A 22,244-nucleotide genomic window follows, 5' to 3' on the forward strand; every position below is an offset into this window, starting at 1 on the left:
GTTACTGCTGCGGCGCGACCGGCGTCACGGGCGTCACTGGCGCCACCGACATGGCCGGCAGCACCGGCTTGATGGCTGCCAGGCGGCGCATGATCTGCTGCACCAGGTCGTTGCGCATGTCGCGGTACAGCGCCGCCTCTTCCGTTTCCTTGGCCAGTACCTGCGATTCGTCGAAGGTAATCGGGCGCACCAGGCTGATGGTCGTTGGTGCCAGCAACTGGTTGCCGGCCTTGTCCACCACGCGGAAATTGATCGCGTAGCCGAGTTGGTACTCTTGCACGCGGCCGTTATTGTTCAGCGACAAAATGGTCTTGGTACGATTCCTCTCCGGGTCGTTGAGCACTTCAAGAACGGCGTCGGCGCCATCCTTGGTGTTCACCACCTCCGTGCTGCCAATGGCGCGGATATAGCGTTTCAGGCCAATCGCCAGCGGCGACGTGTCGGGCAAGCCGATGTACATCGTCGCGAACGGCAGCATGAAACTGCCGTTCGAACCGCGCAAGTGAAAGCCGCAGGCCGACAGCAGGACAGTCAGGCCCAGCGCCAGCACGGCACGGCGGCCCAACAGCGATACTTGAGAGGAAGTCGTCATGATTACACCACGATGCTGATTAACTTGCCTGGCACGACGATGATCTTCTTCGGCGTGGTCTCGACGTACTTCTGCACACTTTCGCAGGCCAGCGCGGCCGCTTCGATGCTGGCCTTGTCCGCATCCTTGGACACAGTGATCGAGCCGCGCAGCTTGCCGTTCACCTGGATCATCATCTCGATCTCGGACTGTTCCAATGCTTGCGGGTCGACCTGCGGCCAGGCGACGTTCAACAGGTCGCCGTGCACGCCAGCGTAGCCCAGTTCCTGCCACAGCACGTGGGTGATGTGCGGCGCGACGGGATTGAGCAGGCGCAGGAAGATGGAGAAGCCTTCGGCGATCAGCGCTTTCGACTGCGCGCTGTCATCGAGCTTGGCCGATTCCAGGGTGTTGAGCATCTTCATGCAGGCCGACACCACGGTGTTGTACTGGATGCGCTTCAAGTCGTAATCGGCTTGCTGCAGCAGCTTGTGCAATTCGCGGCGCAGGTTTTTCTGCGCGTCGCCCGTGGCAGGTGCGGCGCCGCCAGCCAGTGCGGCCTGGATCGTGGCCGACTGGGCGTAGCCGAAGTTCCACACGCGGCGCAGGAAGCGGTTCGCGCCTTCGACGCCGCTGCCCGACCATTCCAGCGTCTGTTCCGGCGGCGAAGCGAACATGGTGAACAGACGGGCCGTGTCGGCGCCGTACTGCTCGATCTGCGCTTGCGGGTCGATGCCGTTGTTCTTCGACTTCGACATTTTTTCCGTGCCGCCGATTTCCACCGGCTGGCCGTCGGCCACCAGGACGGCGCTTTGCGGACGGCCCTTGTCATCGAGGGACAGGCGCACGTCGTCCGGGTTGAACCAGGTAGTCTTGCCCACCGCGTCCTTGCGGAAGTAGGTTTCGTTGAGCACCATGCCCTGCGTCAGCAGGTTGACGAACGGCTCGTCGAACTTGACCAGGCCGAAGTCGCGCATGATCTTGGTCCAGAAGCGCGCGTACAGCAAGTGCATCACGGCGTGTTCGATGCCGCCGATGTACTGGTCCATCGGCATCCAGTAGTCATTGCGCGCGTCGACCATGGCGTCATTGCTGCCTGGCGAGGTATAGCGCATGTAGTACCACGACGAATCGACGAAGGTATCCATGGTGTCCGTCTCGCGGCGCGCCGGCTTGCCGCACTGCGGGCAGTCGCACTTGAGGAAAGCTTCGTATTTGTTCAGCGGGTTGCCCGTGCCGTCCGGCACGCAGTCTTCCGGCAACACCACCGGCAAGTCTTTTTCCGGCACCGGCACCACGCCGCAATCGGCGCAATGGATCATCGGGATCGGCGTGCCCCAGTAGCGCTGGCGCGAGATGCCCCAGTCGCGCAGGCGGAACGTGGTTTTCTTTTCGCCCAGGCCCAGTTCAGCCAGGTCGGCGGCCACCGCATCGACGGCGGACGCGAAATGCAGGCCGTCGTATTTGCCGGAAGCGACGCAGACGCCATCCTTGCTGCCATACGATTCCTGCCAGGCGTCCGTCGAAAATTCCTGACCCTTGACTTCGATGACTTGCTTGATCGGCAGGTCATACTTCTTGGCAAAGCCGAAATCGCGCTCGTCGTGCGCTGGCACACCCATCACGGCGCCATCGCCGTAGGTGATCAGCACGTAGTTGCCGACCCACACTTCCACCTGCGCGCCCGTCAGCGGATGGGTGACGAACAGGCCGGTCGGCATGCCCTTCTTCTCCATCGTTGCCATGTCCGCTTCGATCACGGAACCGAGCTTGCATTCGGCGTTGAAAGCGGCCAGCGCAGGATTGCTTTGCGCGGCGTGGATGGCCAGCGGGTGCTCGGCGGCCACGGCGCAGAAGGTCACGCCCATGACGGTGTCCGGACGCGTGGTAAATACATACAGCTTGCCGTCGCCGATCAGGGCGCCATTCGCGTCCTTGATGTCATGCGGGAAGGCGAAACGCACGCCCGTCGACTTGCCGATCCAGTTGGTCTGCATGGTGCGCACGCGCTCGGGCCAGCCCGGCAGCTTGTCATCCACATAGGCCAGCAATTCTTCCGCATAATCGGTGATGCGCGCGTAGTACATGGGGATTTCGCGCTTTTCGATCAGCGCGCCCGAACGCCAGCCGCGGCCGTCGACGACTTGCTCGTTGGCCAGCACGGTCTGGTCGATCGGATCCCAGTTCACGGTACCGGTCTTCTTGTAGATGATGCCTTTTTCCAGCATCTTGAGGAACATCCACTGGTTCCATTTGTAGTATTCGGGCTTGCAGGCGGTCATTTCGCGCGACCAGTCGATGGCCAGGCCCATCGATTCCATCTGCTGCTTCATGTGGGCGATATTCGAATACGTCCATTGCGCGGGCGGCACGTTGTTGGCCATGGCCGCGTTTTCCGCCGGCATGCCGAACGCATCCCAGCCCATCGGCATGAGCACGTTGTAGCCATTCATGCGCAGGTAGCGGTACATCACGTCATTGATCGTATAGTTGCGCACGTGACCCATGTGCAGCTTGCCCGAAGGGTAAGGCAGCATCGAGCAGGCAAAATACTTGCCTTTTGGGAAACGCGGGTCGTGTTCGACGGCTTTATAGGCGTCGATCGCCTTCCAGTGCGATTGGGCGGCTTGTTCGACGTCGGCGGGACTATATTTATCTTGCATGATGTGCGGCCAATAGTGGATATGAACCGAGCATTATACTGGTTGTCGCCGCCCGATAGCGCGGCGCGCTGGCGGCCCGGTCTCGCATATTTTGACGGGCGCACAATTATGCTGTGTCGTATGCAACAATACATATGCAACAATATTCTTCTTTACCTCAAGTCCGGCCATGATCGTCTACCAGGAATATCCGCCCATCCCCGCCCTGCGGCCCTGGCTGGACTGCGTCTGGACGTGCCGCGTGCAAACGGGTGCCACGCCCCTGACGCATCAGGTCTTGCCCGACAATTGCATCGACATCCTGTGCCAGGACCAGCAGGATGCCAGCTTTGCCGTCGGCATGATGACGGCGCCGATCGCCGTCGTCAGCCAGGGCCTCGTGCAGACGGTGGCGGCCCGCTTCAAGCCGGGCGCGGCGGCCCGCTTCTTCCAGCTTCCCTTGTGTGAACTCAGCGATGGCCGCACGGGATTGCAGCAGCTGTGGGGCCGCGAACTGGCGGCGCGCCTGGCTGACGCCCTGTGGAGCGAGCCCTTGTCCAATGCGCAAAGAATTTCTATTCTGCAAGACTATCTGCTGCTGCGCCTGCGCAGCGTGCCGCCACGGCGCCAGCCCGGCGCAGCCGAACATGCCATCGCGGCCATCGAGCGCGCATGCGGCCAGGTGCGCGTGGATGGCCTGGCGCGGCAACTGGGCGTGTCGCGCCAGCACCTGGCGCTGCAATTTCGCCAGCAAGTGGGCATCAGCCCGAAGCTGTTTGCCCGCATCTGCCGTTTCCGCGCCGCCAGCCAGGGCTTGAAAAACCTGGCGGGACAGCCGGACTGGGCGCAAGTCGCCCTGCAATTTGGCTATTTCGACCAGTCGCACCTGATCCACGATTTCCAGGATTTCGCCCGCAGCTCGCCCGAGGCGTGGTTTATGCACCGCCACCATTGAAACCTTCCATTTTTACAATCTCCACGCGCTCGCCGGTGGCATGATGGCGTTATTCTTCATTTACCAGGAGCAGAACATGATCAAGGGCTTGCGCACCGTCACCTATCCCGTCCCCGACTTGGACAAGGCCAAGGCCTGGTACAGCCAGGTATTCAATACCACGCCTTACTTCGACCAGCCGTTCTATGTCGGTTTTGCCATCGGCGGCTTCGAGCTGGGCTTGCTGCCAGACGGCCAGCCTGGCACGCAGGGCAGCGTGACGTACTGGGGCGTGGATGGCATCGAGCAGGAAGTCGAGCGCATCGTGGCACTGGGCGGCAGTCTGCACCACCCGATCACGGACGTGGGCGACGGCATCCGCACGGTGGAATTGCTCGATCCGTTCGGCAACCAGATCGGCCTGATCGACAATCCCCATTTCGATATCGGCAAGGTCGTTTAGGCGGCTTCACCCTGCAGCCATGCGCGCAATTGCTGCAAGGCCGTCTTTTCATGCGCCGTTTCAGGCGTGATCAGGTAATACGCCCGCTGGCCGCGCAGTGGGCGCTCGCATGCGATGCGCAATTCGCCACGCGCCAGCTCCGCTTCGACCAGCATGCGTGGCAGCAAGACCACGCCCTGCCCCTGCACGGCCGCCATGGCCAGCATGGAAAACAGTTCATAACGGGCGCCATAGTGCGCTCCATCGCGCCCCTCTCCCTCGACCTGCATGGCGTCAAACCACTGGCGCCAGGCGCCCGGGCGCGTACTTTGTTGCAGCAAGGTCAGTTCCAGCAAATCCTGCGGCTGCCAGGCGCTACGCGCCGCCAACAGGCGCGGACTGGCGACGGGCACGATTTCTTCATGCATGAGCAAGGTGGCGCGCGTCCCGGGCCAGCGCGCCAATTGCTCGGGCGTGCCCGCGTACAGGGCGCCGTCGTATTCCGTATCGGCAAACATGAACGGTTTTGTATACGCGTCGATATGCACGACGATATCCGGGTGCAGTTGCGCCAGCGAAGACAGCCGCGGCATCAGCCAGCGCGTGGCAAACGTGGGTACCGAAGCCAGCTGCAAGGCGCCGCCGCCGCCCTGGCGCGCCATGGTGTCGAGCGTGTCGCGCTCCAGGCCATCGAGGCGGGCCGCGATCTGCCGCGCATACGCGGCGCCCGCGCTGGTCAGCAACACGCCATGGCGCGTGCGCTGAAACAATTGCACGCCAAGAAAAGTTTCCAAGGATGAAATCTGCCGCGACACGGCACTTTGCGTCAGCGACAGTTCGCGCGCCGCATGCGTGTAGCTCTGGTGCCGCGCAGCCGCCTCGAAGCAGTTCAGGGCTTGCAGCATGGGAATTTTGCGTGACATGGGAGTATCCGGCCGGTGAAAGGCCCCTAGTATGCCGCAAGATATGCGCAATACGCATGTCTGGGTGCGAAAAAATCGTTTGCGCAAGGCTAGGCAAAAACCTACCATGAGCCATATTCAATCTTGCGCCGATCACCGGCGCTCACCTGCGAGGCCTGTGATGAGCAAAACCGTATTCGACTGGAATTCCCCCCTGCTGCTGGAAGAACAACTGACGGGCGACGAACGCGCCGTGCTGGAAGCGGCCCGCGATTATTGCCAGGGCAGCCTGGTGCCTCGGGTCCTCGAATCGTTCCGCCATGGCCGCACGGATGCCGCCATCTTCCGCGAAATGGGCGAACTGGGCTTGCTGGGCACGACCATTCCCGAAGAATACGGCGGGGCCGGCCTGAACTATGTTTGCTACGGCCTGGCCGCGCGCGAAGTCGAGCGCGTCGATTCGGGCTACCGCTCGATGATGAGCGTGCAATCGTCGCTGGTGATGGTGCCGATCAATGCCTTCGGCAACGAGGAAACCAAGCAGAAGTACCTGCCGAAACTGGCGACGGGCGAATTCATCGGCTGCTTCGGCCTGACTGAACCAAACCATGGTTCCGATCCCGGCAGCATGGTCACGCGCGCGCGCAAGGTACCGGGCGGCTATAGTCTCTCCGGCGCCAAGATGTGGATCACCAACAGCCCCATCGCCGATGTGTTCGTCGTCTGGGCCAAGGACGATGAAGGCGCGATCCGCGGCTTCGTGCTGGAAAAAGGCTGGAAAGGCCTGTCGGCGCCGGAAATCCACGGCAAGGTCGGCTTGCGCACCAGCATCACCGGTGAAATCGTCATGGATGAGGTGTTTTGCCCGGAAGAAAATGCATTCCCCGACGTGCGCGGCTTGAAAGGCCCGTTCACTTGCCTGAACAGCGCCCGCTACGGCATCGCCTGGGGCGCGCTGGGCGCGGCCGAAGACTGCTACCTGAAGGCGCGCCAGTACACGATGGACCGCCAGCAATTCGGCCGCCCGTTGGCAGCGAACCAGCTGGTGCAAAAGAAACTGGCCGACATGTTGACGGAAATCACCATGGGCTTGCAAGGCTGCCTGCGCCTGGGCCGCATGAAGGATGAAGGCTCGCCCGCCGTGGAAATCACCTCCATCATGAAGCGCAACAGCTGCGGCAAGGCGCTCGATATTGCCCGCATGGCGCGCGACATGATGGGTGGCAACGGCATTTCCGACGAGTTCGGCGTCATCCGCCACCTGGTCAACCTGGAAGTGGTCAACACCTACGAAGGCACGCACGATGTGCACGCGCTGATCATCGGCCGCGCCATCACCGGCATCGCCGCGTTCAACTAATGGACGCCTTGGCTTCCACCCTGCGGCCCGCGCCGCTGACCGGCTTGCGCGTGCTGGACCTGTCGCGCGTGCTGGCCGGCCCGTGGGCCGGGCAAATGCTGGCCGACCTGGGCGCCGACGTCGTCAAGGTTGAACAGCCGGGCCGCGGCGACGACACGCGCTCCTGGGGCCCGCCGTACCTGAAAGATGCAGATGGCCGCGACACCGCCGAGGCCGCCTATTTCCAGTGCGCCAACCGCAACAAGCGCTCCTTGTGCATCGACTTGGCCGCGCCGGAAGGGCAAGCCCTGGTGCGCCAGCTGGCGGCCGAAGCGGACGTGCTGTTGGAAAATTTCAAGCTCAATGGTTTGAAGCAATACGGCCTCGATGCGGCCAGCTTGCTGGCACTCAACCCGCGCCTCGTCTACTGCTCCATCACGGGCTTTGGCCAGGATGGGCCGTACGCGGCGCGCGCCGGCTATGACTTCCTGATCCAGGGCATGGGCGGCTTGATGAGCATCACGGGCGTACCCGACGGCCAGCCGGGCGCGGGTCCGCAAAAAGTGGGCGTGGCACAGACGGACATTCTGACGGGCCTGTACGCTACGATCGCCGTGCAGGCGGCGCTGGCCGAACGCGAACGCTCGGGCCTGGGCCAGCATATCGACCTGGCCTTGCTCGACGTGCAAGTGGCCGCGCTGGGCAACCAGGCGGCCAATTACCTGTGCGGCGGCAAGGTGCCGCAGCGCATGGGCAATGCCCATCCGAACATCGTGCCCTACCAGGACTTCCCCACGGCCGACGGCGACATGATTTTGGCGATCGGCAACGATGGCCAATTTTCGCGCTTTTGCGCCGTCGCCGGCCACCCGGAATGGGCGCAGGACGAACGCTTCGCCACCAATCCACAGCGCGTGGCACACCGGGCGATCTTGATCCCCCTGATGCGCCAGACCACGGTCATGCGCACGACGGCCGAGTGGATCAGCGCCTTCGAGGCGCAAGCCGTGCCGTGCGGTCCCGTCAACCGCATCGACCAGGTCTTTGCCGACCCGCAAGTGGTGGCGCGTGGCTTGAAAGTGGACATGCCGCATCCGACGGCGGGCACGGTGGCGCTGGTGGCCAATCCCGTGCGCCTGTCCCACTCGCCGGTGCAATACCGCTTGCCGCCGCCATTGCTGGGGCAGCATACGCAGGAAGTGCTGCAGCAGTGGCTGGGGTTGGACAGTGCGGAGATTGAACGCTTGCGCGAACGCAAGGTCGTGTAAATGTTGGGTATATCGGATTACGCGCTTGCGCGCTAATCCGAGCTACTTCAATACCAGCTTCAACGCCGGCTTCTCGCCATAATCGTCATAGCGCTCATTGATGCCGGCGATACAGAACGTGATTTCTTCCAGCAAGTCCGGCACTTGCGCCTTCATTGCTTCCGCATCTTGCACAACAATGTCGAGCACTTCGTTCGGCTTCAAACGGAACTGCGTCATGTTTTCGTCATCGCGCAGATAGCTGAGGCAATCAACCCAGGCGTCCATGCTGTTGCCGTAGAACTCGGGGAAACCGAAGGCTTGCACGCATTGCGCGTGAAAGCTCGCTGCGTCGGTGATGTCTTTTCCATTCAGGATGGCAGTGGCCATGGTCTTCCTCAGTTCTTCAGCGACAGCACATCCTGCATGTCGAACAGGCCGGTCGGCTTGTCTGCCAGGAAACGCGCGGCGCGCAAGGCGCCGTGGGCGTAGGTGACGCGGCTGCTCGACTTGTGGCTGATCTCGATGCGCTCGCCGATGCCGGCAAACAGCACCGTATGATCGCCGACGATATCGCCGCCGCGGATGGTGGCAAAGCCGATGGTCGACGGGTCGCGTTCGCCCGTCACGCCTTCGCGGCCGTAAACGGCGCATTCCTTCAGGTCGCGGCCCAGGGCGCCGGCCACCACTTCACCCATTTGCAGGGCGGTGCCCGATGGCGCATCGACCTTGAAGCGGTGATGGGCTTCGATGATCTCGATATCATAGCCTTCGGACAGGCTTTTCGCGGCCAGTTCCAGCAGCTTCATGGTGACATTCACGCCCACGCTCATGTTCGGCGCGAACATGATGGCCGTCTTTTCGGCGGCGGCGGCAATGGCGGCCTTGCCAGCGTCATCGAAACCCGTGGTGCCGATGATCATCTTGATGCCATGCTCGGCGCAATACGCCAGGTGCTGCAAAGTGCCTTCGGGACGCGTGAAGTCGATCAGGTAATCGGCGCCGGCCAGGCCGGTGGCCAGATCGGATGCGATCAGCACGCCGGCAGGCTTGCCGAGAAAGGCGGCAGCATCCTGGCCGACGGAAGGCGATCCATCGCGGTCGAGGGCGCCGGCCAGCACGGCGTCCGGCGCATTGCTGACCGCTTCGATCAGGATATGGCCCATGCGGCCGCTGGCGCCAGCGATGGCAATTTTCAGTTCAGTCATTTTATTCTCTTACAGCAACTTATTTGGTGGGTTCGGCAGCAGGTGCAGGTGCAGGCTCGGCGGCAGGTGCAGGCGTCACTTCCGGCTTACTCACAGGAATGGCGGGCGCGGCATCGGCCGGCACGGGCACGGCGCTTGGCGCCACGGGTGATGGCACGGCGGCGGCAGGCACGTCAGCCTTGGCGACCTTGGCGAACGGCGACGGGCCGGCGATACGGTCGATGTATTCTTTCTCCGTCGGCAAGTTGCCGCCTTCGAAACGTTCAACCTTGCCATCCTTGCCGAAGTACACGACCACGCGGCTGCTGGTGGTTTCGCCACTGCCCCGGGCCAGGCGGAATGGATAATCCCAGCGGTCGGCATGGAAGATATCGGTCAGCAGCGAGGTGCCGAGGACGAAACGCACCTGGTCGCGCGTCATGCCCACTTTCAACTGGGCCAGCATCTCTTCGGAGACAAAGTTGCCTTGTTGAATGTCAGGACGGTAGGGCGAGAAAAACCACATGAATTTTTGCAGCGGCGTAATGGTGGTCGTTTGTGCGCCCTGTTCGGGGACCAGTTCCTTGCCTTCTTTTTGAGCAGCTGCCGGCTTTTCGCCAAGGATGCCACGGCTGGCGCAGCCGGACATGGCCAGCGCGACACAGACCATGCCTGCCACGACTGGTGCTCGAAATGAAATACGGTGCCAGAGAGATGGCAATACAGCCGGTGTTACGCGCATAAATGACCTCAATTTGATGAACAAAACGCCAGGAGTGGCCGGCCTGCCAAAAAATGCATATTTTGGCACTCCCCGCTAAAACGCTATATGATAAAGCACCTGACCCACATACGAGCAACAAACATGAGTAACAATCCTAGTGATCTCAAGGCAAGCGGCCTGAAAGCCACCCTGCCACGGCTGAAGATACTCGATATCTTCCAGAGTAGCCCGGTACGCCACCTGACCGCGGAAGACGTCTACAAGATTCTGCTGGCCGACAATATGGATGTCGGCTTGGCAACTGTCTACCGCGTCCTGACGCAATTCGAACAGGCAGGCTTGCTCAACCGCAACCATTTTGAAACCGGCAAGGCGATTTTCGAGCTCAACGAAGGTTCCCACCACGACCACCTGGTGTGCCTCGACTGTGGCCGGGTCGAAGAATTCTTCGACGAAGACATCGAAGTGCGCCAGCAAAAGGTAGCCGAAGAGCGCGGCTTCAAGATCGCCGAACACGCCTTGGCCATCTACGGCAACTGCATCAAGACGGCTTGCCCGCACAAAACCGCCTGACCACAGCTGGCCGCTCCCACGGGGCGGCTGGCGCGCCAGGCAGTACGATCAATGATGGCTGAGCGCGCTTGACAGCAACTTGGCCGTGATATCGACAATCGGGATGACGCGCTCGTAGGCCATGCGCGTCGGTCCGATCACTCCCAGCGTGCCCACGATCTTGCCGTTGACTTCATACGGCGCCGTCACCACGCTCATCTCATCCATCGGCACCAGGTTCGATTCGCCGCCGATGAATATCTGCACGCCCGTCGCCTTGCTCGATACGTCGAGCAGCTGCATCAAACCCGTTTTTTGCTCGAACATGTCGAACATCTGGCGCAGCGAATGCATATTCGATGACAGATCGCTCACGCTGAGCAAGTTGCGCTCGCCGGAAATCACCATGTCATCGCTATGGTCGGCCATCGCTTCGCTGCCCGCTTCCACGGCCGCCTGCATCAGGCTGCCCATATCGTCGCGCAACTGGCGCAACTCACCCTGCAGGCGCACGCGCACGGCATCGAATGACAGACCGCCATAATTCTGGTTGATGTAATTGGCCGATTGCACCAGTTGCGCCGGCGTATAGTCGGCCTCCGTCAGCAATAAACGGTTCTGCACGTCGCCGCCGGGGGCGACGATGACGAGCAGGATGCGTTTTTCGGACAGGCGCAGGAATTCGATTTGCTGGAATACGGATTCGCGGCGCGGAGTGAGCACGACGCCGGCAAACTGCGACAGCGACGACAGCATCTGCGCCGCGTTGGCGATGGTTTTTTGCGGTTGCGGCGTCTGCAGGCGCATGCGCGACTCCACCAGATGCTCGTCTAGGTGCCGGACGGTCAGCAAGGTATCGACAAAGATGCGGTAGCCGCGCGGCGTGGGGATGCGTCCGGCCGAGGTGTGAGGGCTGGACACATAACCGAGCTCTTCCAGGTCGGCCATGATGTTGCGGATCGTGGCCGGCGACAGGTCCAGGCCGGAAATTTTCGACAAGGCGCGCGAACCGACCGGCAGGCCGTCGGCGATATATCGCTCGACCAGGGCTTTCAGCAGTGTTTGGGCACGTGTATCGAGTTGCATGGTATTTTATTTAAGCAAGTATGTTGTTAAGCAAGCGGCAACGAAAGCGGCCGAACGTGCATCAACAGCGCCTATTATGCACGTTCGCCCGGTCTGCGGCGATCAATCTTCCAGTTGCCCCTGCAGCCACAGCAGCAATTCATCGAAGTTGGCGCAGATGGCGTCGGGCTGCACGCCGGCGGCCAGATGCGCGTCGCTGCCCTTGCGGTTCATCCACACGGCGCGCATGCCCGCCCCCTGCGCTCCCGTGACGTCGAAATACAAGTCGTCGCCCACATACACGGCCTCATGCGGCACCACGCCCAGCGCGGCGCAAGCGGCCAGGAAGATGCTCGCGTCAGGCTTGGCCACGCCGAAATCGCTGGCGGCGATGGAGACTTTAAAATGCTGTGCCAGGCCGATAATTTCAAGGTCCGCATTGCCATTCGAAATCGAGCCGACCAGCATGCGCTGACCCATCCAGGCAAGGCCAGGCAAGACGTCGTCATACGGCTGGACGCGATGGCGCGCAGCCAGGAACTGCGCGATGGCGCCATCGACCAGGACAGGATCCTCGCCGGCCGCCTCGAAGGCGGCCAGCAAGCCCGCGCGGCGCAACTCGATCAGGTTGCCATGGAAATGCGGTTGTTCATGGAGCATGGCCAGGCGGTGCTGGCGCAGCACCTCGATGGAAAACTGCTGCGCCACCTTGGGCGCATGCGTGGCCAGCCAGTCGTGCAGCAGGGTTTCCGCGGCGGCAATCACGGGCGCGATGGGCCACAAGGTATCGTCGAGGTCGAACAGGATGGCCTTGGGCGGCACGGCAGGTTTTACAGGGGCTAGGGACATGGGATTCACGGTGGATGCCACGCCACAGTGCGCAGCCTGCCTCTATTGTCGCATTGATCGCCGCCGCCGGCATGGCTGCGCCTCCATGAAATGGGGCCGGGCCAGCGCTTCCCGGCGAAAAATTGTTACAGGGTGATACAAGGCAAGATCATTCAGCTTGCCAGATAGACTAAAATAGGCGCCATTCCAATGCGGCGCCAGCGTCCGCGTTGCGCTACCCAACCTAATTCGTTTTGGAGAATGTATGAAAAATTTGTACCTGCGCTCGATGCTGGCGGCGGCTTGCGCCGTCACACTGGCAGCCTGCGGTGGCAGCGGCGGCAACCTGTATCTGCAAGGCCAAGTCGTCGGCCTGGCCAAAGATGGCCTGATTCTCCTGAATGACGGGGAAAGCTTGCCAATTCCTGCGGGCCAGGCCAGCTTTGTTTTCACCAAGCTGGTCAAGAACGATGACCGCTACAATATCACTATCGCACAACAGCCCAAGGGTGCCGTTTGCACCATTATCAATGGCGTCGGCAAGGCATCGAGCTACTCCGTGACCACGGCCCAGGTGAACTGCCAGACCAACGCCTACCCGCTGAGCGGCACGGTCACGGGCCTGACCACGGATGGTTTGCGCCTGGTGATGGGACCCAACGGCACGACCCTGCTGGCAGGCGCCACCACCTACGAATTCAAAAGCGTTGATGACGGCGCCTCGTACGGCATTTCCATACTGGCTCAGCCAACGGGCCTGACGTGCCGCTTCCAGGGTTCCAGCAGTGCCGATGGCAGCGATACGGTCGGCAAGATGGGATCTGCCGCCACGACCGCAGCCACACTTGACTGCAAGCCGCAGTAATCCTTGCGATCCGTCACCTATTTTTGGAGAAATACATGAAGTTATCCTGCTTGCGCCCTATCGCCGCACTGCTGCTGACCTTGGGACTGGCCGCTTGTGGCGGCAAGGCCTCGTATGATGTCAGCGGCACGATCTCAGGCTTGAACAATGAAGGACTGATCCTGGTCAATGGCGGCGATCCCCTGCCGATTCCTGCCGGGAAAACAGCGTTTACCTTTGCCAAGCGCATCGACTATGGTACCGACTACAACATCACCATCCAGCAGCAACCGGCGCACATGACTTGCAGCATCAGCGGTGGTTCCGGTTCGGCTGGCCATTACCTCAGTATCAGCGCCGCTGTTGCTTGCGCGCAAAACAGATATACCGTGGGTGGCACGATTTCCGGCCTGACGGTGGACGGCCTGGTGCTGATTAACGGTAGTACCACAACAACAGTGGCCAAGGACGCCACGACCTTTACCATGGCCGGCTCCGTCGCCTATGGCGATACCTTTAACGTCACCGTCTCCCCCACCCAGCCGAAAGGTCTGCTGTGCGCTGTACAGCCGGGCACAGGCGTCGGCACCATGGGCGAAGCGAATGTGACGACGGTGAAGATCGCCTGCAATCCGGCCTAAGTTGCGGCAACGGTAGCCGCCAGGCGGCTACCGGGAAGAGATATCATGAAAATCTATATTTGATATTCAAAATATAAATTGGAGTTATATGTGGCGATGCAGCATAATGCATCTGTCTCCTCCAACTCTTCCAAGAATTGGATTTAGCCCGCTTTTACCAGCGGGCTTTTTTTTGCCCAAAATTCCTCAGGCAGGCTTGTTCAAGCCCGGCTGCAGCATTTGCACGATGCTGGAGAAATCCTGCTGCGCATAACCGGCTTGCGCATGCATCTGGTACAACTGGCGCACCAGACCGCCCAGGGGTGTGGGTGCATTCGCCGACAGGGCCGACTGCTGCGCCAGGCCCAGGTCTTTCAGCATCAGGGCCGTGCCGAAGCCGCCCGTGTAATTGCGCGACGCGGGCGTGCCGTCCATGACTCCCGGCCACGGGTTGTACACTTCCAGGGTCCAGTTGCGGCCCGAACTCTTGGCCATAATGTCGGACAACACTTTCGGGTCCAGGCCATGCGCCACGCCCAGGTTCAGCGCCTCGGCCGTACCGGCCATCAAAATACCCAGCAGCATGTTGTTGCAAATCTTCGCCACCTGGCCCGCACCCGCCTCGCCCGCGTGGAAGATGTTCTTGCCCATCTTCTCCAGCAAAGGCCGCGCCTGCTGCAAGGCCGCTTCGCTGCCACCGACGATGAAGGTCAGCGTGCCGGCCGCCGCGCCCGCCGTGCCGCCCGAGACGGGCGCATCGATCATGGCAAAGCCCCGCTCGCTGGCCGCCTGCGCCACCTGGCGCGCCACGTCGGCGGCGATGGTGCTGCAATCGATGAACAAGGCGCCCGGCTTGGCCGAGTCCAGCACGCCACCGGCCGCCAGGTACAGTTCCTGCACGTGCTTGTTGGCTGGCAGCATGGTAATGACGGCGTCGGCCGTCTGCACGGCCGCGCTGGCGGACGCCGCCGCCGTGGCGCCCGCCTCGACCAGCGAAGCCACGGCCGCTGGCGCCAAGTCGAACACGGACACGTGGAAGCCGGCGGCCACCAGATTGCGGGCCATCGGCGCGCCCATGTTGCCCAGGCCGATAAAAGCGATATGTTGCATGGTGAAAGTCTCCAGTTATTCTTTTATTTAATGTAGATCCGCCAATGGATGCTGTGTCCACGGCGCCGCAAAATACTCGTCCAGATGCGCTGCGCTGATGTCGGCCAGGCTGGCCGGCTGCCACTGCGGCGCGTTGTCCTTGTCGATCAGCAAGGCGCGCACGCCTTCGCGGAAATCGGTATGGGCGCAGCATTGCACGGCAACGATCAATTCCAGCTGGAACACCTGCGCCAGGCTCAGATGCCGCGTGCGTTCGCGCATGGCCCACACCAAAGCGGCCGAAGTGGGCGCGCCCTTGTCCAGCGAGTGGGCCGCCTTTTGCAGCCACGCCGAATCGCCGTCATACGCGGCAATGGCGGCCACCACTTCAGGCAAGGTGGGCGCTTGCGTCAGCGCGGCGATGGCGTCGAAGTTGGCGCGCACTTCCGAGACGGGCAACACCGTCGTTGGCGCCGAAAAGCCGCGCAGCAACCGGTCCAGCTGTTCGCTGTTCTCCTGCGGGCTGGCTTGCCATTGCGCCAGTGCCAGCGCGTCGAGCACCATGGCCCGCTCTTCCTGGCGCAGGAAATAGTCGCCGAGACCCGCAAACAGGGCATCGGCCGCGTTCAATGGCGCGCCCGTCAAGCCCAGGAACAGGCCGCTGCGTCCCGGCATGCGGCCCAGGAACCAGCTGCCGCCCACGTCGGGAAACAGGCCAATCGTGATTTCCGGCATGGCGATGCGCGTGTTTTCCGTCACCACGCGGTGGCTGGCGCCGGCCATCAGGCCCAGGCCGCCCCCCATGACGATGCCGCCGCCCCACACCATCAGCGGCTTTGCATAGGTATGGATGCGGTGGTCGAGCCGGTATTCCTCGGCAAAGAAGGCCAGCGCCTGCGGGTTAGGCACGACGCCCGGCTGCTCGACGATGGCCGTGCGCAGGCTGCGCACGTCGCCGCCCGCGCAGAAAGCCTTGTCGGTCGACGATTGCAGCACCACGCAGGCGATGGCAGCGTCACTGGCCCAGCGCACGAGTGCGCCATCGATGGCGCGGATCATGTCCAGGGTCAAGGCATGCAAGGACTTTGGCGCATCGAGGGTGATGACGCCCAGCTTCATGCCGCCGGGACAGTCGCGTTCCTCGAATTTCACAGTTTCAATCAAGGTACTTTCAGCCATTCTTCCACTCCGCCGGACGTTTTTCAAGGAACGCTTGCACGCCTTCTTTCTGGTCTTGCGTATCGAACAGGCCCAGGAACAGGGTGCGTTCATCGGGCAGGGAGTTGACCAGCGGATGGCTGCGGGCGCCCTGGATCAGGGTCTTGCACGCCGTCACGCTGCTGGGGCTTTGACGGGCCACCTTGGCGGCCAAGGCCAGCGCCGTGGCAGCAGCCTTGCCGGTTGGCACGACTTCCTCGACCAGGCCGATAGCCAGCGCCTTGGCCGCATCGACCCGTTCGCCACATAAAATCATGCGCTTGGCCCAGCCTTCGCCCACCAGCCACGGCAAGTGCTGCGTGCCGCCCGCGCACGGCAGCAAGCCGACGGACGCTTCCGGCAAAGCCATCTGCGCATGTTCTTCAGCGATACGGATGTCGCAGGCCAGCGCACATTCAAGCCCGCCGCCCATGGCATAGCCATTGATGGCGGCGATGCTGACGCCGCGAAACGCGGACAACGCTTCAAAAGCTTCGCCAAACGCGGCGGCCATGGCGAACGCCGTGTCCTTGTTGCCATCAGCAAACACTTTCAGATCGGCACCGGCCGAGAAGAACTTGGCGCCGCCGCCCGTGATCACGAGCGCATACACGTCCGGATCAAGATTCAGGTCGGCCACCAGGTCCCTCAGCGCGTTCAGGCTGGCCAGGGTCCACGTGTGGGCGGGCGGGTTGTCGAGGGTTACCAGGGCCGTATGGCCACGGCGTTCCAGCAGCAGATTGGTATACACTTTGGTCATCGTAAGGTCTCCGTGGCGCCGTCTTTCAAGATCGCTCGCGCGACGATCAGGCGCATGATTTCATTCGTCCCTTCCAGGATCTGATGCACCCGCGTATCGCGCACGTGGCGCTCGAGCGGATACTCGCGGATGTAGCCATAGCCGCCATGCAATTGCAGCGCATCGTTGGCAACATTAAAACCCACATCCGTGGCGAAACGTTTTGCCATGGCACAATATGCCGTGGCGTCGGGACTTTCCTGGTCCAGTTTCCACGCCGCCAGGCGCACCATCTGGCGCGCCGCCACCAGTTCCGTCAGCATGTCGGCCAGCTTGAATTGCAGCGCCTGGAATTGCGCCAGCTCGCGGCCGAACTGCGTGCGCTCCTTCATGTACGCCTGCGCCCGCGTGAGGGCCGCCTGCGCCGTGCCCACTGAGCACACGGCGATATTGATGCGCCCGCCATCGATGCCTTTCATGGCAATGGCAAAGCCTTCGCCTTCCGCTCCCAGCAAGTTCGCTGCCGGCACTTTCACCTGGTCAAAGCTGATGATGCGCGTGGGCTGGCTGTTCCAGCCCATCTTTTCTTCCTTCTTGCCATACACGATGCCGGGCAGATTGGCCGGCACGGCAAAGGCGGAAATACCGGCCGCGCCCTCGCCTCCGGTTCTCGCCATGACGATCAGCATGTCCGTCTGGCCCGCGCCCGAGATAAACGCTTTCGTGCCGTCGAGAACATAAAAATCGCCCTCCTCGTCGTTCACCCTGCGAGCCTTGGTGCGCAAGGAGGCCGCGTCGGAGCCCGACTGCGGTTCCGTCAGGCAATAGCTGGCCAGTTTCTGGCCGGCAGCCAGGGACGGCACCCATTCATCGCACAGGGCTTCCTGCCCCCAGCGCGACAGCATCCAGGTAGCCATGTTGTGGATGGTGATATAGGCCGTGGTCGAAGTGCAGCCACCGGCCAGCTCCTCGAAGACGATCGCCGCATCCTGGCGGCTCAAGCCCAGGCCGCCCCAGCGCTGCGGCGTGTACAGGCCGCAAAAGCCCATCTCGCCCGCCTTGGCGATGGTTTCCACGGGAAAAATCGATTCCGCGTCCCAATGGGCCGCGTGCGGCGCCAGTTCGCCTTCGGCAAACGCGCGCGCCGCCTGCTGGAACTCGCGCTGCTCGTCGCTCAGTTCAAAGTCCATGCCAGCTCCTTATTTGAGGCTGATGGTGGTATTGACCTTGCCCACCGAGGCCGCGTCCGTGAACCAGCGCTGGGTGATCGTTTGCGTCTGCGTGTAGAACAGCACGACTTGCTTGCCAAACGGCCCCAGGTCGCCCAGCTTGGAGCCGCGCGACCCCGTAAAGCTGAACAGGGGAACGGGCACGGGGATGGGCACGTTGATGCCGACCTGGCCCACGTCGATTTCTTCCTGGAAATAACGGGCGGCCGCGCCGCTTTGCGTAAACAGCGCCGTGCCGTTGCCGTTCGGATTTGCGTTTACCAGGGCAATCGCTTCATCGAGCGTGTCGACTTCGACGACGATCAATACGGGGCCAAAGATTTCCTGGTCATACACGACCATGCCCGGTTTCACGCCGGACAGAATCGTCGGGCCGACGAAGTTACCGTTCGGATAGCCATCGACCTTGACGTCGCGGCCATCGAGGGTCAGCACGGCGCCCTGCTCGATACCCTTGGCGACCAGGCTGAAGACGCGCTCTTTCGCCGCGCACGAGATGACGGGGCCCAGGTCCGGATTATCCTTGCCCGCGCCGACCGTCAGGGTTTGCGCCTTGGCCGACAATTCCGGCAGCCATTCACGCGCTTCGCCCACCAGCACGGCCACCGATGCCGCCATGCAGCGCTGGCCGGCGGCGCCGAAACCCGCACCCAGCAGCTGGTTCAGGGTCTGTTCTTTATTTGCATCCGGCAAGACGACGGCGTGGTTCTTGGCGCCCATCATGCATTGCGCGCGCTTGCCGTTCAGGCTGGCGCGCTGGTACACATGCGTGCCCACCTTGCTGGAACCGACGAAGGAAATCGCCTTGATGTCCGGGTGGTCGCACAGGGCGTTGACCACGTCTTCGCCGCCGTGAATGACGTTCAGCACGCCAGCCGGAATACCCGCCTGCAAGGCCAGGCGCACGAGCTTTTCCGTCACGAGCGGATCTTGCTCCGATGGTTTCAACACGAAGGTATTGCCGCAGGCAATTGCCATCGGGAACATCCACAGCGGGATCATGGCGGGGAAATTGAACGGGGTAATGCCGGCGCACACGCCCAGCGGCTGCATCACGCTGTAGGTATCGACGCCGCCGGCCACGTTTTGCGCGTATTCGCCCATTTGCAGGGTGCCGATATTGGCGGCATGTTCCACCACTTCCAGGCCGCGGAAGACGTCGCCTTCCGCATCGAGCAGGGTCTTGCCCTGTTCCATCGTCAAGGTGGCGGCCAGGTCGGCCATGTTTTCGCGGATCAGCTGCTGAAGCTTGAGGAAGATGCGCGCACGCGCGCCGATCGGCGTCTTGCGCCAGGTTTTGAAGGCCCGCTGGGCCGAGGCGATAGCCGCGTTGACTTCCTCCGGCGTGGCGAACGGCACCTTGGCCAGTACTTCCTGCGTGGCCGGGTTGACGACGTCGCGCCAGACGGTGGTTTGGGATTCAACCCACTCGCCGTTGATCAAGAGGGGAACAGTTGGAATAGCGTTTTGCGTGGTCACTCGAAGTCTCCTGGTGTGGGTATAGGTCTGTTTGCATTATTCGCACAATAGCTGCCACAAACAAGGCGTGAAAATGCGAGATAATGCAAAGCTGAATCTGTTAATCTGCAAATGTTGTAAATTTGCAGATTCCACAAACCGGTGAAGAGGAAACGCGATGGCAAAGGTTTTCATGGGCGTGCGCCTGCAGCGGCTGCGCGAGGAACGGCGCATGACGCAGGTGGCGCTGGCCAAGTCCCTGGGCATTTCACCCAGCTACCTGAACCAGATGGAACGCAACCAGCGTCCGCTGACGGTACCGATTTTATTGCGCATCGGCACCGTGCTGGGCGTCGATCCGCAAATCTTTTCCGAACACGACAGCGCCAGCCTGGTGGCCGACGTGCGCGACGTGTTCGGCGAATTGCCCGATGCGCCGCCCACGTCGATGGCGGAACTCAAGATGCTGGTGGAAAACATGCCGGAGCTGGCGCGCTCGATTTTGCTCTTGCAGCGGCGCTACCGGGTCATGGCGGAACGGGCCGATACCCTGGCTGCACGTCTCGACGACGGCAGCCGCGGCGCCAGTTCGGCGGCCCCGTCCACGGACGAGGAAGTGCGCGAATACCTGAACCGGCGGCAGAACTACATCGATGAACTGGACCGGGCGGCGGAGCTGGTGGCTGGGGAATTCGATCCCGCCCTGCGCACGCTCGATGCGCTGCAAGGCCGCTTGCTGGAGCGCCACGGCGTCAAGGTGCAACTGTCCGATGGCGACGCGGGCATGGTGCGCAAGCACCGCTACGACGCCCAGCAACAGATATTGTGGCTACCCGACACCCTGACGGGCGGCCAGCGCGCCTTCCAGATGGCGGCGCAAATCAGCTTGCTCGAGCACAGCGACCTGATCGACGCCCTGGTGCTGGCGGCAGGATTCTCCGGTGCGGCCGCGCAAACGAGCGCGCGCCTGGCGTTCTCGAATTATTTCGCCGGCGCTTTGCTGATGCCCTACCAGCGCTTTTTGCAGGCGGCGGAAACGCGCGCCTACGATATCGAGCGCCTGGCGCACCAGTTCGGCGTGGGCTTCGAAGCCGTGTGCCACCGCCTGAGCACCATGCAGCGCCCCGACGCGGCAGGACTGCCGTTCTTCTTCGTGCGCGTCGACCGCGCCGGCAATGTCTCGAAGCGCCAGTCGGCCACGGACTTCCATTTTTCCAGGGTGGGCGGCACGTGTCCGCTATGGATCGTCTACGACGCCTTCAGCCATCCGGGGCAAGTGCTGACGCAAGTGGCCAGCATGCCGGACGGCTGCACCTATCTGTGGATTGCGCGCCAGGTCAGCACGGCCTCGCCGGGCTTCCGGGCACCGGGCAAGACCTTTGCCGTGGCGCTGGGCTGCGACATCTCGCAGGCGCACCGATTGATCTATTCGAAGGGGCTCGATTTGCACGACCCGACCAGCGCCACGCCGATCGGCACGGGCTGCAAGGTGTGCGAGCGGCAGGCGTGTCCGCAGCGGGCGTTTCCCTCGCTGCTGGCGCCGCCGCCCGCCTCGGCTTAAGAAGCGTCGACCACGCGGGCGCGCAGCGCGTCGAATTCGCGCGTGAATTCCGCGCGCCAGTCGCGCCGCGTGGATTCATCGATCCAGGCCGCGTCGAGGCCATTCAACATGAAGCCACGCATGTCGTCCAGGCCGAAGCCGAACTCGCGCATCATCATCCAGGCGCCCGTCGGCGTCACGTGGTGCAGGGTCGGGTCGTCCGTGTTCGGATGCAGTTTCAAGCCCAGCTTGGCCATGGCGCGGATCGGGTGATCCAGCGCCCAGCGCTCGGGCGCCAGGGTGCGCAGGTAATACGAATTGGTCGGCACCACCGTAAACACGAGGCCCCGCTCCACGCAGCGCCGCGCCAGTTCCGGATTGTCGACAATCGTGTAGCCATGGTCGACCCGGTCCACCTGCAGTTGCTCGATGGCCGTCGCCACATTCATCCACGGCATGCCGAATTCGCCCGCGTGCGCCGTACATTTGAAGCCGGCGGCGCGCGCGGCGCGGTAGGCTTCGATGAAGAGCTCGGGCGGGCGGTCGTTTTCGCGGTAGTCGATGCCGATGCCGATGACTTCCGGCGCGCGGTGCGCCTTCATCCATTCCACCATCTGCACGGCTTCCGCAGGAGCGGCTTCGCGGTCAATGCTGGGAATCAAACGGCCGATCACGCCGAAGTCCCGCTGCGCATCGCGGATGGCGGCCACGATGGCGTCTTGCGCCGCGTCATAGCGAATGCCCGACACGCGCACGGTGCCGGTGGGGTTCCAGAAGAACTCCGCATAGCGCACACCATGGCCATGCACGTCTTCCAGGTATTCATAGGCGAGGCAATACAGGTCGGTCGGCGAGACGATCAGGTGCGCGTCGAGCGCGCGCAGCACGCGCAGCACGCCGACGGGCTTGTCGCCGCGCGTATAGAACGCGTCGATGTCCTCGGGGGTGACGACATTGCCCGTCTTGGTGGCCAGCGCGCGGAAAGTAGCCTGGCGCACCGTGCCGAACAGGTGGCAATGCAGCTCCACTTTCGGCATGGCACGTAAAAACTGTTCAATGCTCAGGGGTGAATTAGACATGAAACTCGTTTCGTAA

22 protein-coding genes are annotated in these 22,244 nt (G+C 62.4%); 8 read left to right on the forward strand and 14 right to left on the reverse strand.

Going from position 1 to position 22,244, the window contains the following annotated elements; genetic code table 11:
- Window position 1: 1 nt before the first annotated feature.
- On the reverse strand, window positions 2-592 hold the full coding sequence (locus LSO07_RS27515; protein ID WP_151097355.1) for an LPS-assembly lipoprotein LptE: 591 nt from the start codon (window positions 590-592) through the stop codon (window positions 2-4).
- 2 nt (window positions 593-594) lie between these two features.
- The gene (leuS, locus tag LSO07_RS27520; protein ID WP_092607300.1) at window positions 595-3,234 is read right to left on the reverse strand and encodes a leucine--tRNA ligase; all 2,640 of its coding nucleotides are present in this window, start codon (window positions 3,232-3,234) and stop codon (window positions 595-597) included.
- Window positions 3,235-3,403: 169 nt separating this feature from the next.
- On the opposite strand from leuS, the gene LSO07_RS27525 reads away from it, so the two are divergent.
- Both LSO07_RS27525 and LSO07_RS27530 read left to right on the forward strand, forming a co-directional pair.
- Window positions 3,404-4,168, forward strand: a complete 765-nt coding sequence (locus tag LSO07_RS27525) for a helix-turn-helix domain-containing protein (RefSeq protein ID WP_225317434.1) — start codon at window positions 3,404-3,406, stop codon at window positions 4,166-4,168.
- A gap of 40 nt (window positions 4,169-4,208) precedes the next feature.
- A complete protein-coding gene (locus tag LSO07_RS27530; RefSeq protein WP_225317435.1) occupies window positions 4,209-4,610 on the forward strand; it encodes a VOC family protein in 402 nt (133 codons plus the stop codon).
- Here LSO07_RS27530 and LSO07_RS27535 read toward each other — a convergent pair.
- The gene (locus LSO07_RS27535; protein WP_070281770.1) at window positions 4,607-5,512 is read right to left on the reverse strand and encodes a LysR substrate-binding domain-containing protein; all 906 of its coding nucleotides are present in this window, start codon (window positions 5,510-5,512) and stop codon (window positions 4,607-4,609) included. The two genes, LSO07_RS27530 and LSO07_RS27535, sit on opposite strands and share 4 nt — an antisense overlap.
- A 160-nt stretch (window positions 5,513-5,672) precedes the next feature.
- Between LSO07_RS27535 and LSO07_RS27540 the strand changes: the two genes are divergently transcribed.
- Window positions 5,673-6,851 carry an acyl-CoA dehydrogenase gene (locus LSO07_RS27540; RefSeq protein ID WP_034778773.1) on the forward strand — a complete coding sequence of 393 codons (1,179 nt, stop codon included), beginning with the start codon at window positions 5,673-5,675 and terminating at the stop codon, window positions 6,849-6,851.
- On the forward strand, window positions 6,851-8,098 hold the full coding sequence (locus LSO07_RS27545) for a CaiB/BaiF CoA transferase family protein (RefSeq protein ID WP_151097357.1): 1,248 nt from the start codon (window positions 6,851-6,853) through the stop codon (window positions 8,096-8,098). Before LSO07_RS27540 ends, LSO07_RS27545 begins: the two co-directional genes overlap by 1 nt.
- A 42-nt stretch (window positions 8,099-8,140) precedes the next feature.
- Here LSO07_RS27545 and LSO07_RS27550 read toward each other — a convergent pair whose 3' ends face one another.
- From LSO07_RS27550 to LSO07_RS27560, 3 genes are read right to left on the reverse strand one after another with little or no spacing between them, the layout of a single operon-like run.
- On the reverse strand, window positions 8,141-8,467 hold the full coding sequence (locus tag LSO07_RS27550) for a barstar family protein (protein WP_092607294.1): 327 nt from the start codon (window positions 8,465-8,467) through the stop codon (window positions 8,141-8,143).
- 8 nt (window positions 8,468-8,475) lie between these two features.
- Window positions 8,476-9,285 carry a 4-hydroxy-tetrahydrodipicolinate reductase gene (gene dapB / locus LSO07_RS27555; protein ID WP_151097359.1) on the reverse strand — a complete coding sequence of 270 codons (810 nt, stop codon included), beginning with the start codon at window positions 9,283-9,285 and terminating at the stop codon, window positions 8,476-8,478.
- A 19-nt stretch (window positions 9,286-9,304) separates the two neighbouring features.
- Window positions 9,305-9,934 carry an outer membrane protein assembly factor BamE gene (locus LSO07_RS27560; RefSeq protein WP_092607288.1) on the reverse strand — a complete coding sequence of 210 codons (630 nt, stop codon included), beginning with the start codon at window positions 9,932-9,934 and terminating at the stop codon, window positions 9,305-9,307.
- Between the two features lie 195 nt (window positions 9,935-10,129).
- Here LSO07_RS27560 and fur point away from each other — a divergent pair, with 195 nt between their 5' ends.
- Complete coding sequence (fur, locus tag LSO07_RS27565) at window positions 10,130-10,561, forward strand: ferric iron uptake transcriptional regulator (RefSeq protein ID WP_034778781.1); 432 nt, start codon at window positions 10,130-10,132, stop codon at window positions 10,559-10,561.
- A 48-nt stretch (window positions 10,562-10,609) separates the two neighbouring features.
- Here the strand turns inward: fur and hrcA are convergent, their stop codons facing one another.
- Together hrcA and LSO07_RS27575 are read right to left on the reverse strand one after the other, a co-directional pair.
- Complete coding sequence (hrcA, locus tag LSO07_RS27570; protein ID WP_034778783.1) at window positions 10,610-11,626, reverse strand: heat-inducible transcriptional repressor HrcA; 1,017 nt, start codon at window positions 11,624-11,626, stop codon at window positions 10,610-10,612.
- A 102-nt stretch (window positions 11,627-11,728) separates the two neighbouring features.
- Window positions 11,729-12,454 (reverse strand): HAD family hydrolase, encoded by a 726-nt coding sequence (locus tag LSO07_RS27575; RefSeq protein ID WP_191909772.1) that lies wholly within the window; start codon window positions 12,452-12,454, stop codon window positions 11,729-11,731.
- A 244-nt stretch (window positions 12,455-12,698) separates the two neighbouring features.
- On the opposite strand from LSO07_RS27575, the gene LSO07_RS27580 reads away from it, so the two are divergent.
- The gene (locus tag LSO07_RS27580) at window positions 12,699-13,298 is read left to right on the forward strand and encodes a hypothetical protein (RefSeq protein WP_070254715.1); all 600 of its coding nucleotides are present in this window, start codon (window positions 12,699-12,701) and stop codon (window positions 13,296-13,298) included.
- A gap of 35 nt (window positions 13,299-13,333) precedes the next feature.
- Entirely contained in the window at window positions 13,334-13,918 is a 585-nt protein-coding gene (locus LSO07_RS27585) for a hypothetical protein (protein WP_151097361.1), read from the forward strand.
- Between the two features lie 186 nt (window positions 13,919-14,104).
- Here the strand turns inward: LSO07_RS27585 and mmsB are convergent, their stop codons facing one another.
- The 5 genes from mmsB to LSO07_RS27610 are packed head-to-tail and all read right to left on the reverse strand — an operon-like array spanning window position 14,105 to window position 19,630.
- The gene (gene mmsB / locus LSO07_RS27590; protein WP_034778800.1) at window positions 14,105-15,007 is read right to left on the reverse strand and encodes a 3-hydroxyisobutyrate dehydrogenase; all 903 of its coding nucleotides are present in this window, start codon (window positions 15,005-15,007) and stop codon (window positions 14,105-14,107) included.
- 27 nt (window positions 15,008-15,034) lie between these two features.
- On the reverse strand, window positions 15,035-16,165 hold the full coding sequence (locus LSO07_RS27595) for an enoyl-CoA hydratase/isomerase family protein (protein ID WP_151097363.1): 1,131 nt from the start codon (window positions 16,163-16,165) through the stop codon (window positions 15,035-15,037).
- Entirely contained in the window at window positions 16,158-16,943 is a 786-nt protein-coding gene (locus LSO07_RS27600) for an enoyl-CoA hydratase (RefSeq protein WP_151097365.1), read from the reverse strand. The genes LSO07_RS27595 and LSO07_RS27600 overlap by 8 nt, the downstream gene beginning before the upstream one ends.
- Window positions 16,940-18,112, reverse strand: coding sequence for an acyl-CoA dehydrogenase family protein (locus tag LSO07_RS27605; protein ID WP_151097367.1), 1,173 nt, complete (start codon window positions 18,110-18,112; stop codon window positions 16,940-16,942). The genes LSO07_RS27600 and LSO07_RS27605 overlap by 4 nt, the downstream gene beginning before the upstream one ends.
- Before the next feature lie 9 nt (window positions 18,113-18,121).
- A complete protein-coding gene (locus LSO07_RS27610; RefSeq protein WP_034778805.1) occupies window positions 18,122-19,630 on the reverse strand; it encodes a CoA-acylating methylmalonate-semialdehyde dehydrogenase in 1,509 nt (502 codons plus the stop codon).
- Window positions 19,631-19,787: 157 nt separating this feature from the next.
- Between LSO07_RS27610 and LSO07_RS27615 the strand changes: the two genes are divergently transcribed.
- Entirely contained in the window at window positions 19,788-21,170 is a 1,383-nt protein-coding gene (locus LSO07_RS27615) for a short-chain fatty acyl-CoA regulator family protein (RefSeq protein ID WP_151097369.1), read from the forward strand.
- On the opposite strand, the gene LSO07_RS27620 is transcribed toward LSO07_RS27615, so the two are convergent.
- Complete coding sequence (locus LSO07_RS27620; RefSeq protein ID WP_151097371.1) at window positions 21,167-22,228, reverse strand: adenosine deaminase family protein; 1,062 nt, start codon at window positions 22,226-22,228, stop codon at window positions 21,167-21,169. The two genes, LSO07_RS27615 and LSO07_RS27620, sit on opposite strands and share 4 nt — an antisense overlap.
- Window positions 22,229-22,244 lie beyond the last annotated feature (16 nt).

Origin of the sequence: Janthinobacterium sp. PLB04 (assembly GCF_021165895.1) — a bacterium.
GTDB lineage: Bacteria > Pseudomonadota > Gammaproteobacteria > Burkholderiales > Burkholderiaceae_D > Janthinobacterium > Janthinobacterium lividum.